This window comes from Ammoniphilus sp. CFH 90114 (assembly GCF_004123195.1).
Lineage (GTDB): Bacteria > Bacillota > Bacilli > Aneurinibacillales > RAOX-1 > YIM-78166.
Window position 1 is genome coordinate 209,438 of the sequence record NZ_SDLI01000009.1, and the last position, 18,919, is coordinate 228,356.

Below are 18,919 nucleotides of genomic sequence, written 5' to 3' on the forward strand. Positions count from 1 at the left end.
TCCTTTAAGCTTGAATCGAAATACCCCACTTCAACTGTCTAATTTCTCGTTCCCGTGATAGATACAATTCTTCTGCCTCTTGATGTGAGACTTCATAGAAATGTACATGATCCCCGGGCTTAACCTGAGCCATAAGCGGCAAATCTACTGAAATGATCTGGGCGATCTTCGGGTAACCTCCGGTTGTTTGCCTATCGGCAAGCAGCACAATAGGCTGGCCTTCTGGTGGAACCTGAACTGTTCCAAAGGCAACGGCCTCGGAAATCAATTCTCGCGGCTCCATCAATTCCAATTGAGGTCCCTTGATCCGGTATCCCATCCGGTCAGATTGAGGAGATACACTGAAGGCCTGCTGGAAAAACTGTTCACGACTCTTCTCCGTAAACCATCGATATTCATTGCCGCGAATAACCCTTATCGTCGGACGATCGGTGTAGAAAGGCAAAAGCTCCGAAGAAACGGCCCATGTAACGGTTTGAAAAGGTTGATCGGTATGGATCTGCGACAAGCGCTTGAACAGCCGGTTCGAGAGTTCTGATACAGCTCCAACGGGAAGCTCGTCTCCCGCCTGTAGCGCTCTTCCCCTATAGCCGCCTATTCCTCCCCTAAGATACGTTGATTTACTGCCCATGACATCGGGCACATCAAACCCACCTGCGACAGCTAAGTAGGCTCGACAGCCGGTTGCACTGTTCCCAAACTTTAACTGGGTTCCTTGCTTTACCCAAACAGGTCTCCACATCGGGACTTTTACCCCTTCTATGGTCGGCGTTAGATCTCCACCGCATAGAGAGAATAGCGTATCCCTCTGAAATTCAATTACAGGCCCCATCATGGTGATCTCCATTGTGGCCGCATTCTCTTCGTTTCCAACCAAAATATTGGCCAAGCGATGTGCGAGAGGATCCATCACACCGCTAACAATCACGCCATGCTTCTGGTAACCATATCTTCCTAAGTCTTGCAACGAGCTTAGTAGTCCTGGACGAATCATGAAGATACTCATATCAAGTCCCCCTTTAACTCTAGGAATTCATCCTCAGTAACGGAGACAAAACGAACTTGATCACCTGCTTGCAATAAACTCGGCGAGGAATCTAAAGGCCGGAAGAGCTGGAGAGGAGTCTGTCCAATTAGTTGCCAGCCGCCTGGAGTTTCGATGGGATAGACCCCCGTTTGTTTCCCTGCAATTCCTACAGAGCCCGCAGGAATCGCTAATCTAGGAGAAGGCCTCCTAGGAGCAGCAATCCTCTCAGACATCCCGCCGATATAAGGAAACCCTGGAGCAAACCCGATCATATACACCAGATACTCTCCTGATGTATGAATTTCCACTACCTCTTCGGGAGTGAGTCCGTTGTGTTCGGCTACGAATTCCAAATCTGGACCAAACCTTCCACCATAGCATACAGGGATTTCCATCACACGGAAGTTCCCCCTCTCCTCCTCCTTCAGTTGATTCATGATGCTGTCCATAATGTCTGAAACCCGTTTATAAGCAGAGACTTGCTCATCATCTGCAAACTGAAGGGGATCATAGAAAACGGTTACTGTAGTAAAGGCGGGCACATACTCTACTAATCCCGTAAACGGCTGCTCGTCTAAAAATTTGGCTAACGCCTTCACTTTATTATGAGTTTCGAGATTAATGGAATCACCCAGTGCTACCACAAGGGCGGTTTCTCCGAGAGGATACACCTGATAATTCAATTTACTCCCCCCTTATCATTGCCTGCCTTATAACCTAGGGCAGTTGAAATTTCGCGTGCTGCTTCTTTAACCTTTTCAATACACTTCTGAAGATGTTCGTGATCCTGAAATCTGACCTCTGGACCCACGACACTAAGACCTGCAACCAATTCTCCCATATGATTAAAAATCGGTGCACCTGCTGCGGAAGAATAGTTCTCAAGTTCAGAATGGCTCACTGAATAGCCCCGATCCCGGCATTCCTTTAGCACTCTTCGAAGCTCTTCCTTGTCTACAATCGTATTCATCGCATAGGGCACAATCTCTACCTTATCGACATAACGATTCTGTTTCTCCTCTGGGAGATGAGCCAAAAGAATTCTCGGACAAGCCCCGCCATAAAGTGGGGCTCGCCGTCCAATCTGCGTATAAACTCGAACCCGTTCTGATGTATCCACTTTCTCAATGTAAATGGCTTCATCCCCATCACGGACAACCAAGTTAACCGCTTCCCCTAACTCCTCCTTCAGACGTTGCATTACGGGGAGGGCCACTTTCCTTATATCCAATCGCTCAGCTACAAGATGACCGAATTGTAAGAAGAGGAGTCCAAGACCGTATTTTCCCTGCTCATCCTTAGATAAAAAACCCATCTCCTCCAAGGAAAGTACCATGCGATGAGCGGATGTCTTAGGCAAATTCGTTTTCAATACAATTTCTTGTAAGCTGAGCCTCTCGTGATCAATAAACAAATTTAAAATTTGCATCGATTTTACAACTGTTTTATTTTGATTTTGGTTCATAACCAAACTCCTTCGTTCCGATATTCGGAACTATAATTCCGAATATCGGTACTATATGATTAATTATAATTGTCTGAAAAGATAAATACAATAGCAACTTTTCCATTTCATTAAAAAATTGTGTAAGAAAATCTCCCAAAGATTCGTTGCAAGAAAAAAGGTCTTCGTGGAGCTTGAGCTTCACGAAAACCTCTTTATCCTTATTTATTCAACTCATCCTGCAACATCTTATTTACCATTCCTGGATTCGCTTTCCCCTTCGTCGCCTTCATAACTTGTCCAACAAGGAAACCAATCGCTTGAGTTTTCCCTGCCTTGAAGTCTTCAACGGACTGGGGATTGTTGGCTACAACCTCAGCAATAATGCCAGCAATAGCGCCTTCGTCACTAATTTGTACAAGGCCTTGCTCTTCCACGACTTGTGCAGGCTGCTTACCCGTCTCGATCATCTCTTTAAAAACGGTTTTAGCAATCTTCGAGCTGATGGTGCCCTTCTGGATTAAGTTGACCATCTCACCAAGACCAACCGCTGTAATTTTAACATCCTTGAGTTCCAACTGAGCAGCGTTCAAGTATCCCATCAAGTCACCCATGATGTAATTGGATACAAGCTTGGCATCTGCTCCCGTATCCACTGCAGCTTGGAAGAAGTTGGAGATCTCCTTTGATGCCGTTAAGACACTCGCATCCGTTGCAGGCAATCCGTATGCTTGAACATAACGAGCCATTCTTGCGTCGGGCAACTCAGGAATGGTGGATTTAATTTCTTCAATCCACTCTGAACTAATGTTCATCTTAATTAAGTCTGGATCTGGGAAGTACCTGTAATCATGGGCTTCTTCCTTCCCGCGCATCGTGATCGTACGAGCATTCGCATCATCCCAACGGAGAGTTTCTTGTACAACCGTTCCCCCTTGGTCAAGAATCTCGGCTTGACGCTGTTGCTCGTACTCCAATCCACGTTGCACGTTACGGAAAGAGTTCATGTTCTTTAACTCGGCCTTCGTACCAAGCTTCTCTTGACCATATGGACGCAAGCTAATATTCGCATCACAACGAAGAGAACCCTGCTCCATTTTCACGTCGGATACCTCACAGTATTGGAGAATGGACTTTAGCTTTTCTAAGTAAGCACGAGCTTCTTCTGGCGTACGGATATCCGGTTCGGAGACGATCTCTACTAAAGGAACCCCTACACGGTTAAAGTCCACTAAGGAGGCATCTCCGTAGTCGGAGTGGACGAGCTTCCCTGCGTCCTCTTCAAGATGAAGACGAGTGATCCCAATCCGCTTGATTTCCCCATTCACTTCAATATCCAACCAACCATTTTCTCCTACAGGCTGGTCATATTGAGAGATCTGGTAAGCCTTCGGCGAATCAGGATAAAAATAGTTCTTTCTATCAAACTTAGACTCTTGATTGATTGTGCAGTTTAAAGCTAGAGAAGCCTTAATCGCATATTCTAAGGCCGTCTTGTTGAGGACGGGAAGCACTCCCGGATGTCCTAAACAGATTGGGCAAGTATGCGTATTCGGCGGTGCCCCGAATTCCGTAGGACAACCGCAAAATATCTTCGATTCGGTGGAGAGTTCGGCATGAACTTCCAGTCCGATGACGGTTTCGTATTTCATCTTCCGTTTCCCCCCTTTACTGGTTATAGGCTAGGACGAGCCTTATGATGTTCTGTTTGCTGCTCATAAGCGTGAGCCACACGAAGTATCGTCGATTCATCAAAGTGTTTACCCATAATCTGCAATCCTACAGGCATGCCATTACCCGCGAAACCGCAAGGAACACTAATGGCCGGTATTCCAGCCAAGCTAACCGGGATGGTGCAAATATCATTGAGATACATCGTTAATGGATCCGTGGTCTTCTCTCCGATTTTAAAAGCTGTCGTCGGAGCCGTAGGTCCAATAATGACGTCATACTTCGCGAACAATTGATCGAAATCGTTTTTGATTAACGTTCTCACCTTTTGAGCCTTCTTATAATAAGCATCATAATATCCAGAACTTAACGCATAAGTCCCGAGCATAATTCGATGCTTCACTTCTATTCCAAAGCCGTGACTTCTCGTCTCTTTATACATCTCAATAAGGTTCGTAGTGTTATCGCTTCTCACACCATATCTAACGCCATCATATCGCGCTAGATTAGAAGATGCCTCAGACGGCGCTAAGATATAATAGGTTGGCACAGCATATTCGGTATGCGGCAACGACACTTCTTCGACAATGGCTCCCATTCCTTCTAATACTTTTATCGCTTCTAATACTTTCGCTTTAACGTCAGCATCAATGCCTTCGCCAATCAATTCTTTCGGAATACCGACACGCAAACCTTTAACATCTCCCGTTAGAGCCGATACATAGTCTGGAACTTCCACTTCAGCAGACGTGGAATCATAAGGGTCATGAGCTGCGATCGTAGAAAGAACGTACGCAGCATCTTCTACATTTTTCGTAATTGGGCCAATCGTATCGAGAGAAGAAGCATAAGAAACCAGACCGAACCTTGATACAAGTCCATAAGTCGGCTTCAAGCCAACCACACCGCAGAAAGCTGCAGGTTGTCGAATGGAGCCTCCTGTATCGGATCCCAAGGCAAAGTAAGCTTGTCCTGCAGCTACAGCCGCTGCTGATCCCCCACTTGATCCTCCCGGAACATACTCCGGATTCCATGGATTAAATGTCTTCTGAAAACCCGAATTCTCTGTCGAGCTCCCCATTCCGAATTCATCCATATTGGTTTTACCAATCATAATAGCTTCTGCCGCTCCAAGGCGATCCATAACGGAAGCATTATAAATCGGATCATAGTTGGACAGAATTTTACTTCCTGCCGTCGTTCTTACTCGATCTGTTACAATATTATCCTTAATGGCTGCTGGCAAGCCAAATAGGAGACCCATTTCCTCTCCTTTAGCCACTTGTTCATCTAATTTTTTGGCCTTATTCCGCGCGCCTTCCTCATCTAGCGTAAGAAAAGCCTGAACACTCTTTTCTGTTTTCCCAATTCTCTCGAAGGAAGCCTCAACAAGCTCCGTCACGGATAGCTCCTTCTGGCTAATGGCATTATGTAATTCCATCATTTTCTTATCAAAAATAGACATAACTCTCCCACCCCCTAGCTATTCCATTACTGCAGGGACCTTAAACTGACCCTCTTCATGATCCGGCGCATTCCGCAAAGCAACTTCCCGATCAATAGACGGACGTTCTTCGTCTTCACGCATGACATTGTATACGTCCAAAACATGACTTGTCGGTTGAACATTGTCCGTATCTAGTTCGTCTAGCTTTTCAAAAAAGTTGAGGATGGAATTCATCTGCGATGTATATTTAACCGCCTCATCCTCCGTCAAGTTTAAGCGCGCCAGCTTGGCGACATGCTCGACTTGCTCACGAGATATCTCGCTCATCCGCTCCACCTCCATGAAATCTAACCATAATTTAGATCATACCAAATATAAAAAGGCACCGCAATTACGTTTACGGTGCCTGCCAAGATCATTATTTCACTTTCACGGCTGTTCCTGTAGCGATGACCATCATCATGCCGTCGCGAAGGGTTTCGAAATCCAAATCAACCCCGATTACGGCATTAGCACCCATCTTGGTCGCTCTTGCTTCCAATTCTTTTAGAGCCATATCTCTTCCCTCTGAAAGCTTACTCTCGTAAGCCCCACTGCGGCCCCCGATAATGTCCGTTATGCCTGCCAAGAAGTCACGAACCACATTTGCCCCAAGTATAACTTCACTAGATACTACCGAGATGTATTCCACAATTTCCTTATTTTGCAACGTGCTTGTCGTCGTCATTAACATGATTTTATTCCTCCCCCATAGGTTATATACCTTTTACGCGCCAGATTATGGAAAGTTTCAGAACGTCTACCCGATATACAGAAATAATAACAAAGAAAGAATGGAGAAACCGATACCCATGGCATAAATCACCATGACGGCTTGTCTTTGAGTTAATCCATTGCTTAGTAGCCGGTGATGGACATGTCGGCGATCGGCTTTGTAAATGGGTGATCCAGCTCGAATTCGCGTTAAAATTACCTGAATCGTGTCAAACACGGGAACCCCTAAAGCTAATATAATGATAATAAATGTCGCTACGGTCGCACTTTTCATGGCTCCGTACAATGAAGTCACCCCAATGGTATAGCCAAGGAACATCGAACCAGCATCTCCTAGAAAAACTGACGCCGGATGAAAATTATGCTTTAAGAATGCCAAGCTTGCTCCAATAATGATAACCGCAAGAATCGCGACATCCTGTTGGCCACGCAAAATCGAAATCGTAAATAAAGTCATCGAGGAAATCGCCGTAATTCCCCCAGCCAACCCGTCCATACCATCGAGAAAGTTAATCATGTTAATAAATCCAACAATCCAAAATACAGTAGCAAGCAGGGACAGCCATGCGGGGAAGACGTATAATCCCCCACCTGTCCAAAATTCACCTAAACCGAAGAACCGAATTCCTAATAGGTAAGCAAAGACCGCACTTCCCACCTGTCCAATTAACTTCGGCCACGCTGGAAAATCTTTTCCTTGGGATTTAAACCAGTCGTCTACTAGCCCAAGTGAAAGAAGGATGAAGCCACCCCAAGCCAAGACAAAATGAAGCGATGTCGTCTCAAAGAAGAGAAATAAAGTGAGCATCGCACCTATGTAAATAGCAAGTCCACCTGATAAAGGAATGGGTGCGCGGTGAATCTTACGTGCGTTCGGCTGGTCCACAACCCCTAGTTGGATCGCTATCCGCTTGGTTACCGGAATTAACAGGTAAACAACGAAAAAAGCAAACAGGCCTACTACAAGAAAATAAACCATATCTTACCGCCCTTTTAAATTTGCTATGTTACGTTAGTTTGACCTAAAAATGAAAAAAGAATCGCCGTGCCTCTTTTTGGAGACAAAAGCGATTCTTCTTTGATTTTAAAGAAGCTCTGAAGTCAACTTCGCTTGCGTGAACAATAATAGATAGTCTGGTCCTCCCGCTTTAGAATCCGTTCCTGACATATTAAAGCCTCCGAAGGGATGTACCCCTACAATTGCACCTGTACACTTGCGGTTAAAGTACAAGTTTCCAACGTGGAATTCTGTCCGCGCTTTTTCAAGATGAGCACGATTCCGAGAATAAACGGAACCTGTGAGACCATATTCAGTATTGTTTGCGATCTCCAAGGCATGATCAAAATCCCGAGCTTTAGTAAAAGCAACAACCGGCCCGAAGATCTCCTCTTGCATAATTCGCGCCTTCGGGTCTACATCTGCAAAGACTGTGGGCTGAATAAAATATCCAGTTTCATCCCCTTTTGCCCCTCCGGTCATTAAACGCCCTTCTTGCTTGCCAATCTCAATATACTCCAGAATTTTATTATAGGCCCCCTCGTCTACAACAGGTCCCATGAAGTTATGCATTTCCGCTGGATCTCCCATCTTAAGGCCCTTCGTGAGCTCAACCACTCTAGACAAGACTTCATCATAAACCTCTTCATGGATTACCGCTCGAGAGCAAGCGGAACACTTCTGGCCAGAGAACCCGAAGGCGGAAACCGTAATCCCGTGAGCAGCTAGCTCAAGATCAGCATCCCGATCCACAACAATGGTATCCTTACCGCCCATCTCAGCAACCAATCGCTTGATCCACTTCTGGCCAGGAGCAAACTTCGCCGCCCGCTCATTTATTCGAAGTCCTACTTCTCTCGACCCCGTAAAGCTAATAAAACGAGTAAGAGGATGATCCACCAAATAGTCCCCTACCTCTGCTCCGCTTCCAGGAGTATAGTTCACAACGCCCTCCGGTAATCCTGCATCCTCTAAGATTTCAAAGAATTTCGCAGCGATAACAGGGGTGGTGCTTGCAGGCTTAAGAACGACTGTATTCCCTGCGACGATGGCTGCTGTGGTCATCCCCACCATAATCGCCAGAGGGAAGTTCCAAGGCGGAATTACAACCCCGACACCAAGTGGGATATAGTACAACTCGTTATCTTCACCCGGCAGTCTGGTAAGCGGGTGACGCTCGCCAAGCTTCACCATTTGCCTAGCGTAGTACTCCATAAAATCGATTGCTTCCGCCGTATCTCCATCTGCTTCCGGCCAGGTTTTACCCGCTTCTTTTACCAGCCATGCTGAGAACTCATGCTTACGTCTCCTCATAATCGCAGCCGCTTTAAACAAGTATCTCGCTCGATGATCAGGGGGAACGGCTTTCCAGCTTTCGAAGGTGTGGGCAGCCGTCTGAATGGCCTTCTCCGCTAAATCACGGTCAGCTTTGGAAGCGGTTCCTATAACTTGGCTTTTGTTCGCCGGGTTGATGGATGTCATTTTAGTCTCTGTTTTTATTCTTTCTCCACCAATAATTAAGTCATAATGTTGACCAAGCTCACCCTCCACCTTTTGCAAAGCTTGCTCAAATTCTTTACGATTTCTTTCATCCGTAAAATCCGTAAACGGTTCAGGACGATAATCAATTAACACGGGTCATTCCCTCCTTCAATCAGTTACTCATAGATTGCCCAATGAAGGAGAGAAATGTGTAAAGGGCCTAAACCTCCTTTAACACCCTCTCTAATTTATCTTTCACTCCCGACCATTCACGGTCAAGAATGCTAAAGTAGACTGTATCTCGAAAGTACCCATCACGCAGAATACGATGATTGCGCAGCTTTCCTTCATACTGAGCTCCCAAACGGGCTATCGCTGTACAAGAACGCTCATTCCGAGAATCGGCCTTTAACTGAACTCGAATCGCACCACACTCCTCAAAGGCATGACGTAGAAGAAGATACTTACACTCCGAATTCACTCTAGTCCTCCAGAAAGAAGGATTGATCCATGTCCACCCAATCTCGAGCCCTCGGTTGGCAGATACAATTTCTAGATAACGAGTACTGCCTGCGATTTGATCCGACTCCTTATCTATAATTGTGAAAACGACGGATTGACCTGCCTCTTGTTCCGCTATCGCTTCCCGAATGAAAATCTCTGCACTCTCCCTCGAGTTCACAGGATAAGGCATGTAAGGCCAAATCTCTGGTGCTTGGCCAGCCTTTATTAATCCCTCGATATGGATAGGACTAATGGGTACTAGCTTGACTCGCCTTCCTTCTAAGGTAATAGGTTCAACTTTCATATCTAACACTCTCCCTCTATCCAAAAAGACTTCTACTTTCATCATGTTAGAAGAATTATTGACAGATAAAAAGGTCCATTTTATCCTTGTTTTTATAGACCAATTATGGTGAAGGAGTTTAATAGATGGACTTCCTATTCCCTCTTAGCGATTATGAAAAGAAGTATAAGTATAAATATCTAGCCCTTTATCATGCTTTAAAGGATGCTATTCATTCTGGGACTCTTGTTAAAGGAACGAAGCTTCCGTCTAGTCGAGAGTTCGGGAAGGTTTATTCTTTTTCGCGTGGAGTCGTGGGTCAAGTCTACGATATGCTCGCTGCAGAAGGGTATATATCAGGTACCGTAGGAAGTGGCACCTATGTCTGTTATCCATTCGTGAATCACTCCAACCATCATCAGCCATTGCGCGTTGTGGCCATCTCCGAGTGGGCGAAGCGATTAGAAGCCATCCCCCTTAGACAAAGAATCGAGAAACACGCAACAATAGACTTTTCCATTGGTTATCCTGATCTCTCCGCCTTTCCTTCAGAAGAGTGGAACCGGGTGATGTATTCGATGGTCAGAGAGTTAACTAGCCAATCCCGCAAGGAAGCATTCCAGTCCGCCGGTCATTATCCACTTCGAGAAGCTATTGCGTATTATCTCCGACGCGCACGGGGAATCAACACGAATCCCGAAAATATTGTCATCGTGGGCGGCTCCATGCAAGCCATTGCCCTTATCGCTCAATTATTAATTAACCCAGGGGACCAAGTGGTGATCGAAAATCCGAGTTATACCGGTATCCATCATGCCATCATGGCAACAGGAGGAATTCCTCTCCCAGCAGATGTAGATGATCAAGGTATTGTCCCACAGGACTGGAAGAGCCATCTCGTGTTCGTGACTCCGAGTCGGCAATTTCCAACAGGAGTTGTTTCGACTTTAGAAAGAAGGCTAGAACTCCTTGCATGGGCAAACAAGCAGAATGCTCTTATCGTAGAAGATGATTACGATAGTGAGTTCAGACGCGAGGGAAGGCCCATTGAGCCCCTTAAGGTCTTGGATCGTGAGGATCGAGTTCTTTACATTGGTACATTTTCAAAGACATTGCTTCCGGATCTTAGAATCGGATATGCTGTACTGCCTTCCTCCCTAATTGTTCCTTTTATGAAGGCAAGACAGCTGTTCGATCCTCACCCTTCCTCTATTGTGGAACAGAGAACCGTAGCTGCCTTTATGAACAGCGGCCAATACGAGCGCCATCTTCGAAGAATGAAAAGAATTTACAGTCGAAAATATGAAGTTATGTCTGTCCTACTTGAGGAACAGCTAGGTGATCTCTTTGAATGGGTACCTTCTGATGGAGGACTGCATGTTTATGGTTGGTGGAAGGGAAAGCTTGAGGAGTATCTTTCGTTTAAACAAAGCTGTTCGGAAAATGGGGTGACCTGGACGGATGCCTCGCCTTACTTCTATGGTGCCAGCCCACCTGCGGCTTGCCTTGGCTTTTCTCATCCAACGTTCGAGGAAATCAGGGAAGGAATAAAGATCATGGGTAGGGTTGACTGGTAGACCTAGAAAAAGCTTCTTCGAGGCTCTCTCATAAACAACAAGACCTTAAGAAGAAGCTTTCTTCCCACGTTTTACATTTTATCTAGACAAGCTGCCCTTTGATCTTCCTCCTTTTGCATCTTCTTACGCTCTAAAAATGCTCTAAACTCTTCCTTGCTTACATTTGCATTCATAGCTTCTACTACAAGCTCCATCCATTCTTTTTCCAGCGTTTTGCGTTCCATATCTTCTCCCCCTTGTTGCTTAAGATACTGAACTACTTCTAATCATGATAACACATGATTAGTGCTTTTGTACTATTTTTTCATCAAAAGTGGTACTTTTGTACTGATATCTTGAATTAGGGCTAAACCTGGACAAACAGAAGAAAAAACTTCTCCTTATTTCACTCGGTTTAGCCCTATTAGTCTCAATAGGCGGAATCATTACGCCACTTATCCTGTTTACAACAACTTCATAAACTCTTCTTCTGTTAAAATCGCAATATTTAAGTCCTGAGCCTTCTTCAGCTTAGATCCTGCCGCCTCACCAGCTACGACGTAATCCGTCTTCGCACTAACACTTCCGGATACTTTTCCGCCTCTCTCTTCCACAGCAGCCTGCGCTTCTTTTCGGCTCATCTGCTCTAGCGTTCCTGTTAACACCACTGTCTTCCCTGCAAAAGGAGAGTCACTGCTTATTTCCTCTAAACGAGGTCCCTTATACTCAAAATTGACACCGGCTTGTCTTAAACGATCAATCGTTTCCCTCACCTGCGGAATAGCAAAATACGCCGCTACGCTATGAGCCATTTTAGGTCCAATCTCATCAATGGCAATAAGCTCTTCCTCCGTAGTCTCCATTAAGCGATCTAAAGTAAGGAAGGTTTGGCTAAGAGTTTTCGCAGCTTTCGCTCCCACAAGACGAATCCCCAACCCGAATACTAGCTTTTCCATCGAGTTTTGCTTACTTAATTCAATTCCAGCAAGAAGGTTATCAACTGACTTCTCTCCCATCCGCTCCAAGGCAAGAAGCGACTCTCTTTCAAGGAAGTAGAGATCCGCCACATCTCGAATAAGCTCATGGTTAAAAAGCTGCGTAATCACCTTTTCACCCAATCCGTCAATATTCATAGCGTTACGTGATACATAGTGGATTAACCCTTCACGGATATGAGCTGAACAAGAAGGATTGACACAGCGAAGGGCTACTTCCTCTTCTAGTCGTACTAACTCACTCTCGCACTCCGGACAATGGGTAGGCATGGAATAGGGACGTTCCTCACCTGTTCTTCTTTCGGCTAAGACCCCGACTACTTCTGGGATAATATCTCCCGCTTTCTTCACAATTACGTGATCGCCGATCATAAGCCCTTTTTCTCGAATGATATCTTCATTATGAAGAGACGCTCGTTTAACCGTAGTCCCTGCAAGACTTACGGGCTTGAGGATGGCTGTAGGAGTGACCGCTCCTGTTCGTCCCACACTTACTTCAATATCTTCTAGAATCGTCACGACTTCCTCTGCCGGAAACTTGTAGGCCGTAGCCCAACGCGGACTCTTTGCAGTGAAGCCTAATTCCCGTTGCTGTGCATAACTATCTACCTTGATGACCATCCCGTCAATATCATAAGGAAGCTGACTTCGCTTCTCCGTCCAACCTTCTACAAACTCGATCACATCCTCAATAGATGAAAACACTCGGCGTTCTTGGTTTACTTTAAATCCTAGGGCTTCTAAGTAGTCCAAACCTTCGCTATGAGAATCCACTTGCTCACCTTCAAGCATGCCGATTCCATAAAGGAAAAGATCCAACTCCCTTTCTGCTGCCAGCTTTGGGTCTAATTGACGAAGGGATCCCGCTGCTACATTACGCGGATTGGCAAACAGCTGCTCCTCTCGCTCTGCTCTTGCTTTATTCAGTTTATCGAAAGCCTTACGCGGCATAAACGCTTCGCCACGCACCTCTATCGTTCTTCGCTCAGAAAGGCGCAAAGGAAGCGATCGGATCGTCTTAAGATTCTGAGTGATATCTTCTCCGATAGACCCATCCCCACGTGTGGCTCCTTGAATGAACACTCCGTTCTCATAACGTAAAGACACCGCTAATCCGTCAATCTTTAGTTCGCACACATAGCGGACCTCATCCGTCGTTACATTTTGTCTTACCCGGCGGTCAAAATCCCTTAGATCATCCGCACCGAAGCTGTTTCCAAGACTGAGCATCGGAATACGGTGCTCTACCTTTTCAAAGAAAGGAAGCGGCTCCCCTCCAACCCTTACACTTGGGGAATCGGCTGTCTTCAAAGCTGGAAACTTCGATTCCAAGTCCATGAGCTCTCTCATTAATTGGTCATATTCCTGGTCCGTAATTTGAGGATTATCTTTTACATAGTAAAAGTAGTTATGATTATTTATAACTTCCCGCAATTCTTCAACCCTTGTTTGAGCGGCCATTAAATCCATATCGTTCTCCTTTTTTTGCAGGTGGTATGAAGTTAACAAAACGAGAAAAAACCCGAGAAAAATTTCTTGTTTTCAGTCACATAACCGAATAGAGAAGAAAAGTCCGGTTATTTTTCAGGTCACTAGGCCGCCTGGCGGATCGCCTGAACCTTTAACCGGAATTTTTTCCGTTAAGCAGCTCGATCGTCCATTTTGGACCCAAATAAGCAGAGAATTTCCTGTTAATTGTCCAAAAGCAGCTGATTCTTGGGTTTAAGAGGCCAATAAGCGGAATTCGTTCCGCTATTTTGGCCATGTTGGGCTACTTAAGAAGAATAGAGGAAAAACTTCCGGTTATTGCCTTGAATACCTACGTTAACTTCTTGATTGGGGCAAATTTAGCTAGTAGCTTCTTAATTCCCGTCGGAGCGGAGAAAGCAATATCTAGCTCTAATCCATCCCCTTGACCTTTCATGCTGACTACGGTTCCCTGTCCCCATTTCCCGTGCTCTACCTTGTCACCAAGCTTCCAATCTGCGTTGACATCGGCTCCTTGTTGGGCTGCCGCATGAGCTGTACCAATACTTGCAGGCCTTTGGAAGGTCCGTGGCGCCGCTGCTTTCACAGCTTGCTTGCGTTCTTCTCCCTCTAGCAGTTCCTCCGGTATCTCACTTAAGAAACGAGAAGCCGGGTTCATTGTCGTTCTTCCGTATAAGGTCCTCATCTTAGCCCGTGTCAGGTAAAGTTCCTCTTCAGCCCTCGTAATTCCCACGTAGGCTAATCTTCGTTCTTCTTCCATCTCCGAGTCCTCGAACAGAGCACGAGAGTGAGGGAATACCCCTTCTTCCAAGCCCACTAAGAACACCACAGGGAATTCTAATCCCTTCGCGCTATGCAGGGTCATCAGGATCACTTTATTATCCGTATCCTCGTCATCCATCGAGTCAATATCAGCAACAAGGGCTAACTCGGTCAAGAAGGAAGTTAAACTTTTATCTTCATTTTTATTTTCAAAATCAAGGGTCACAGATAGGAATTCATCAATATTCTCTAAACGCGCCTTTGCTTCTAGAGTTCCCTCTAATTGATACATTTCTCTGTACTCTGTACGCTTAAGGACTTCTTCCGTTAACTCCGTAACACTTAAGTACTCATTCATTTGCTCTAAGTCTTGAATCATCTGGGCAAAGTCTACGATGGTTTTCGCGGCCTTGCCTGATAGTCCCATCTGGTCACTGTCCAAAATCGCCTTATACATGGATATTCCATGCTGTGCAGCATAGGCGGCAATCTTATCTATGGAAGTTTGTCCGATACCCCGCTTCGGAACATTAATAATACGCTGTAAACTGATGTCATCGTCCGGATTGCTGATCAGACGCAAATACGCTAGTACATCCTTTACCTCTTTGCGATCGTAGAACTTCGTTCCTCCGACGATTCCGTATGGTATATTTGACTTCAGGAAAACTTCCTCGATCACACGAGACTGAGCATTCGTACGATAGAGGACAGCAAAGTCCCTATATCGCTTTCCGTTTGATAGTGCATGCTTAATCCGATCCACAATAAAGAAAGCCTCTGAATGCTCCGCATCCGCATTAAAGACATGAATCTTTTGCCCCTCGTCGTTATCCGTCCAGAGGTTCTTGGCCTTCCTGCTGGCATTATTCCTAATCACCATATTGGCCGCTTGTAATATCCGTTTCGTAGAGCGATAATTCTGCTCCAGCTTAACGACTGTTGCATTTGGATAATCTTCTTCAAAGTTCAAGATATTGGTGATGTCGGCTCCTCTCCAACCATAGATGGATTGATCGCCGTCACCCACCACACAAATATTATGATGCTTGTCCGCTAACATTCTGACAAGCATGTACTGAGCACGATTTGTATCCTGGTATTCATCAACGTGAATGTATTGAAACTTCTTTTGATAGAATCCTAACACATCAGGTACTTCCTTAAACAATCTAATCGTAATCATAATCAAATCATCGAAATCCAGAGCTGAATTGCTCTTTAGCTTCTTTTGGTAGAGCTCATAGACCCTATGAGCAACATCTTGGAACAGATCTCCAATCAGGTTACCGTATTCTTTAGGGCCTTTCAGCTCATTCTTCGCTGAACTAATGGCGGAAAGAATCGCTCGAGGATCGAACTTCTTCGGGTCAATGTTCAGCTCCTTTTGACATTGCTTTATCACAGATAACTGATCACCCGAGTCTAGAATCGTAAAGTTGCGGTTATAGCCTAACCGATCAATATCTCTGCGTAAAATTCGCACACACATGGAGTGGAATGTAGAAATCCAGATATCCTCTGCAACTGGTCCGGCTATGCCAGTTATTCTCTCTCTCATCTCGCGGGCCGCTTTATTCGTAAAGGTGATCGCCAAGATGCTCCAAGGCGCCACACGCTTCTGTCTTAATAAATATCCAATTCTCTGGGTTAACACTCTTGTTTTACCACTTCCTGCACCAGCAACAATGAGTAGAGGCCCTTCGGTTGTCTCTACCGCTTTGCGTTGCTCAGGATTGAGGCCCTTCAAAACATCCTGCTCTCCCGAAAATATACTCATCTGTTCTTCAATCCTTCCTCTATCACTTAAAACAAGAACACTCGTTTCTATTTTATCACGTCTTTCACTGATGCAACAGTTTGTAACGCCAGTTTTATATCTTCATATAGGATGTTACCTATCACGACAGTGTCTGCCCAGTCTGCCATTTCTTTAGCCTGTTCTAATGTCCTTATTCCCCCACCATAAAATAACTGTGCGTCATGAGTAACAGATTTTACTTCTTTTACTACTTCAGGGTCTCCATATGCTCCACTGTACTCTAGATATAAGACAGGCAATTTTAACATTTGATCGGCTAAACGGGCATATGCCTTAATTTCATCTTTATCAAGGTCTGTAATGGCTCCTGTCAGTCGAGCAGCTTCCGCCTGTGGATTTAATATAATATACCCCTCAACAGCCACTTCTGACCATTTCACTAATGCTCCATACTCCATCAGGCCTTCTATATGCTTCCCAAAGATCCACTCTTTCTTATCCGCATTAAGAACCAAGGGAAGAAGATAATAATCAAACCCTGGAACGACCGCTTCCACATTGGATACTTCCAAAATACAAGGAATAAGGTAACGCCTTACCCTTGCTAACAGATCGATTGTATTGTCATATGAAACGCCTTGCGTTCCGCCAACAATAATCGCATCCGTACCCGATTCACATATTTTTTCTAGATTTTCATCAGATATTTCTTTTTCTGGATCTAGCTTGAACACGTGCCGCCACTCTTTCATATTGATCATTGCGGTACCCTCCTCATTAACTGGGTTTATTATACCGAATTCTAGAGGCAGGAACAAAAGAAAAAGGGCCTCCATAAGCGGAATGCCCTCTTCTTATTATATTCCTTATTTTCCAATTTGTTGAACTCTATCTAGAGCAAGCTGATAGCCGTCATTACCGTAATTCAAACAACGCTTCACTCTGGAGATTGTTGCCGTACTGGCACCGGTTTCATCTTCTATCTGGTTATAAGTAAATCCCTCTGAAAGCATGCGGGCCACTTCTAGTCTTTGAGCCATAGATTTCATTTCATTAATAGTACATAGATCATCAAAGAAGGTATAGCACTCTTCAATATTCTTTAACGACAGTATAGCATGGAAAAGCTGATCTAATTCCTTGCCTTTAAGTTTATCTAACTGCATTAATAATTCACCTCTCATGCTTATGGAATACTGCAGTGATTTGCCACTTTAAAATTTTTACGAGTTAAAGCCCCTATAATATTATATTATTTCATAATGTAGTTTTTTGCAATAAGTAATCGCTTTCAGCTAGAGGAATTCGGCTATTTACTAGAATGCTAATTGAATAATAAACTTTTTTACTAGAATAATCCACAAAAATTAATAAAAAAAACCGAGCCTAAACACTCGGTCTATTGAAACTTCACAGCCTCACTTAAAGACGGTACAGAAGGAATAATGTTAACCCATGTATTTCCTGGGTACATCTGGACCTCCTTACCATCGATATAGGCCCGGATCAGACCGCCCTTACGCTCCCAAGTGATCTCTTGAGCCTTCCCTTGCTGGAATAAGTATCCCTTCCCTGGACCAAAGACGTTTACATCTCGTCTCCCTGCCTGGTCAAGAATCTTATGTGGCGTAGCAAGAACCATTACGTTCACAGCAGTTAACTGTTCATCTGTTGTTAGATCCTTATGAGCCTGACCAGATGTAATTCTCTTGTAAAGCTTCTGTTCGCTATCATACTCGTAGCCGACTACATACTGGCTAGTATAGCTGATCTCCACATTCTTCGCTTCCGTCCCCTTAGCTTCTTCCTCCGGATCCTTGAAAGTTAACTGCGGGACCTCTGCTTCCATACGAAACCCTAGCTTCTGTGAACCATCCCAGATCTTGTCTAGATCGGTGTACAGATTATGTGGGGCCTTCCTAAAGCTTTCACGCCAAAAGTAAGGACCTGCTCTTCCGATCTCATTAAAACTAGCCATCCCCTTAGTTCCTAGGGTCGCCAATGCCGCCGGGCTTCCTCCGGCATGAACCATGATCGCATCGAATCCACTTCCGATATCAATATAATAAGACCTTATACTGCGAACAGGACCGATGACCTTAGGCTTATCACTGTGATAAATCCCAACAAAACGAGTGATTGAGCCTTCAGCCAGTACTTCATAAACAATGTCAGCTTTATCTAGACCGGATTGCGGTCGTGCCTTCGGGTCATTATTAACCATAACCATGATAACACGCTTAGGGAGTTCATCATTCGTACCCATCCCAGTTAAAGGGGTTGTGTATTTAAAGGTCTCCTTCTGCTCCTCCGGTTCGGCAGCAGGCTCTGTCTGTTCCGGTTGCTGCGGTTGCTCTACTTGCGGTGGTTCCGGTTCGGTCTTCGACGCCGTATCGTCATTCCCACAGGCTGAGAGCACCAGGGAAAGAGCAAGGGGCAAAACAAAAAACAAGCACTTCTTCATGATCGTTCGCCTCTCTTTCTTTTCTGTTCTTTTTCTTTCGACAATAAAACGGAGGATTCCTCCTTTCCTTGAAAATTTTAGGGAATGCATGTCAATGTAATATGACCCCGGTTCCGTTCGATTGAGCGGACATACGATGCGTTATTTCTCCTAAAAAGGCTGCAAGAGACTGGTTATAGGACATGGAGTTCGTTATTTGCTCCATAACAAGCGTTAAAAGTCGTTTAGGAACAAAATAGTTAAAATGAACGAAACCGACTACC

17 protein-coding genes are annotated in these 18,919 nt (G+C 44.9%); 1 reads left to right on the forward strand and 16 read right to left on the reverse strand.

The window, feature by feature from the left end:
* Positions 1-4: 4 nt before the first annotated feature.
* The 10 genes from EIZ39_RS19630 to EIZ39_RS19675 all read right to left on the reverse strand — a co-directional run bounded on the left by EIZ39_RS19630 (position 5) and on the right by EIZ39_RS19675 (position 9,650).
* Entirely contained in the window at positions 5-1,006 is a 1,002-nt protein-coding gene (locus tag EIZ39_RS19630; protein WP_129201969.1) for a 5-oxoprolinase subunit C family protein, read from the reverse strand.
* Entirely contained in the window at positions 1,003-1,710 is a 708-nt protein-coding gene (pxpB, locus tag EIZ39_RS19635; RefSeq protein WP_129201971.1) for a 5-oxoprolinase subunit PxpB, read from the reverse strand. Before pxpB ends, EIZ39_RS19630 begins: the two co-directional genes overlap by 4 nt.
* Entirely contained in the window at positions 1,707-2,492 is a 786-nt protein-coding gene (locus EIZ39_RS19640; protein ID WP_129201973.1) for an IclR family transcriptional regulator, read from the reverse strand. The genes pxpB and EIZ39_RS19640 overlap by 4 nt, the downstream gene beginning before the upstream one ends.
* 200 nt (positions 2,493-2,692) lie before the next feature.
* Entirely contained in the window at positions 2,693-4,123 is a 1,431-nt protein-coding gene (gatB, locus tag EIZ39_RS19645; protein ID WP_129201975.1) for an Asp-tRNA(Asn)/Glu-tRNA(Gln) amidotransferase subunit GatB, read from the reverse strand.
* A gap of 23 nt (positions 4,124-4,146) precedes the next feature.
* Positions 4,147-5,607: an Asp-tRNA(Asn)/Glu-tRNA(Gln) amidotransferase subunit GatA gene (gene gatA, locus EIZ39_RS19650; protein WP_129201977.1), complete on the reverse strand. Its 1,461-nt coding sequence runs from the start codon at positions 5,605-5,607 to the stop codon at positions 4,147-4,149.
* A gap of 18 nt (positions 5,608-5,625) precedes the next feature.
* Positions 5,626-5,916, reverse strand: coding sequence for an Asp-tRNA(Asn)/Glu-tRNA(Gln) amidotransferase subunit GatC (gene gatC, locus EIZ39_RS19655; RefSeq protein ID WP_129201979.1), 291 nt, complete (start codon positions 5,914-5,916; stop codon positions 5,626-5,628).
* 91 nt (positions 5,917-6,007) lie between these two features.
* Positions 6,008-6,322 carry a YbjQ family protein gene (locus EIZ39_RS19660; protein WP_129201982.1) on the reverse strand — a complete coding sequence of 105 codons (315 nt, stop codon included), beginning with the start codon at positions 6,320-6,322 and terminating at the stop codon, positions 6,008-6,010.
* A 66-nt stretch (positions 6,323-6,388) separates the two neighbouring features.
* Entirely contained in the window at positions 6,389-7,342 is a 954-nt protein-coding gene (locus tag EIZ39_RS19665) for an MraY family glycosyltransferase (RefSeq protein WP_129201983.1), read from the reverse strand.
* Positions 7,343-7,447: 105 nt separating this feature from the next.
* Positions 7,448-8,995 (reverse strand): L-glutamate gamma-semialdehyde dehydrogenase, encoded by a 1,548-nt coding sequence (pruA, locus tag EIZ39_RS19670; RefSeq protein WP_129201985.1) that lies wholly within the window; start codon positions 8,993-8,995, stop codon positions 7,448-7,450.
* A 67-nt stretch (positions 8,996-9,062) separates the two neighbouring features.
* Complete coding sequence (locus tag EIZ39_RS19675; protein ID WP_129201987.1) at positions 9,063-9,650, reverse strand: GNAT family N-acetyltransferase; 588 nt, start codon at positions 9,648-9,650, stop codon at positions 9,063-9,065.
* Between the two features lie 125 nt (positions 9,651-9,775).
* On the opposite strand from EIZ39_RS19675, the gene pdxR reads away from it, so the two are divergent.
* A complete protein-coding gene (gene pdxR, locus EIZ39_RS19680) occupies positions 9,776-11,206 on the forward strand; it encodes a MocR-like pyridoxine biosynthesis transcription factor PdxR (RefSeq protein WP_129201989.1) in 1,431 nt (476 codons plus the stop codon).
* 71 nt (positions 11,207-11,277) lie between these two features.
* Here the strand turns inward: pdxR and EIZ39_RS19685 are convergent, their stop codons facing one another.
* The 6 genes from EIZ39_RS19685 to EIZ39_RS19710 form a co-directional block, all read right to left on the reverse strand.
* On the reverse strand, positions 11,278-11,430 hold the full coding sequence (locus EIZ39_RS19685; RefSeq protein WP_129201991.1) for an anti-repressor SinI family protein: 153 nt from the start codon (positions 11,428-11,430) through the stop codon (positions 11,278-11,280).
* Between the two features lie 219 nt (positions 11,431-11,649).
* Entirely contained in the window at positions 11,650-13,650 is a 2,001-nt protein-coding gene (gene ligA / locus EIZ39_RS19690; protein WP_129201993.1) for an NAD-dependent DNA ligase LigA, read from the reverse strand.
* A 349-nt stretch (positions 13,651-13,999) separates the two neighbouring features.
* Positions 14,000-16,210: a DNA helicase PcrA gene (gene pcrA, locus EIZ39_RS19695; RefSeq protein ID WP_129201996.1), complete on the reverse strand. Its 2,211-nt coding sequence runs from the start codon at positions 16,208-16,210 to the stop codon at positions 14,000-14,002.
* Positions 16,211-16,257: 47 nt separating this feature from the next.
* Positions 16,258-16,953 carry a heptaprenylglyceryl phosphate synthase gene (gene pcrB, locus EIZ39_RS19700; protein ID WP_129201998.1) on the reverse strand — a complete coding sequence of 232 codons (696 nt, stop codon included), beginning with the start codon at positions 16,951-16,953 and terminating at the stop codon, positions 16,258-16,260.
* A 105-nt stretch (positions 16,954-17,058) separates the two neighbouring features.
* Positions 17,059-17,358 carry a YerC/YecD family TrpR-related protein gene (locus EIZ39_RS19705; RefSeq protein ID WP_129202000.1) on the reverse strand — a complete coding sequence of 100 codons (300 nt, stop codon included), beginning with the start codon at positions 17,356-17,358 and terminating at the stop codon, positions 17,059-17,061.
* A gap of 233 nt (positions 17,359-17,591) precedes the next feature.
* Positions 17,592-18,656, reverse strand: a complete 1,065-nt coding sequence (locus EIZ39_RS19710) for a DUF3048 domain-containing protein (protein WP_164985184.1) — start codon at positions 18,654-18,656, stop codon at positions 17,592-17,594.
* Positions 18,657-18,919: the final 263 nt, after the last annotated feature.